The sequence below is a fragment of the Lentilactobacillus parafarraginis DSM 18390 = JCM 14109 genome, assembly GCF_001435895.1.
Lineage (GTDB): Bacteria > Bacillota > Bacilli > Lactobacillales > Lactobacillaceae > Lentilactobacillus > Lentilactobacillus parafarraginis.
Genome location: NZ_AZFZ01000239.1, coordinates 1 through 272 on the forward strand (window position 1 = coordinate 1; position 272 = coordinate 272).

Consider the following 272-nt stretch of genomic DNA (forward strand, 5'->3'; position numbering starts at 1 on the left):
AAAAAATCCCGCTGCACAGTAGAAAATCAAGCGATCGGCCGCAGTGCCGGGGGCCTCACGACCAAAATTCATGTCGTCGTTGATGGCCTGGGGAACCCGCTCAAAATGATCCTCACGGGTGGTCAAGTTCACGACAGTCAAGTTGCGCAACCCTTAATCAGTCAGTTAAAAATTGCCGGCGTCAATGTGATTGCGGATAAAGCCTATGGCAGTGAGGCTTTTCGCCAATACTTGGAAGCTGAGGAAGGCACCTATACCATTCCGCCCAAGAG

Annotated in this window: 1 protein-coding gene; it reads left to right on the plus strand. The window is 51.5% G+C overall.

Translation table 11 applies throughout. The annotated features are described in order from the left end of the window. On the plus strand, window positions 1-272 hold a 272-nt coding region (locus FD47_RS15295), incomplete at both ends, for a transposase (RefSeq protein WP_156404184.1).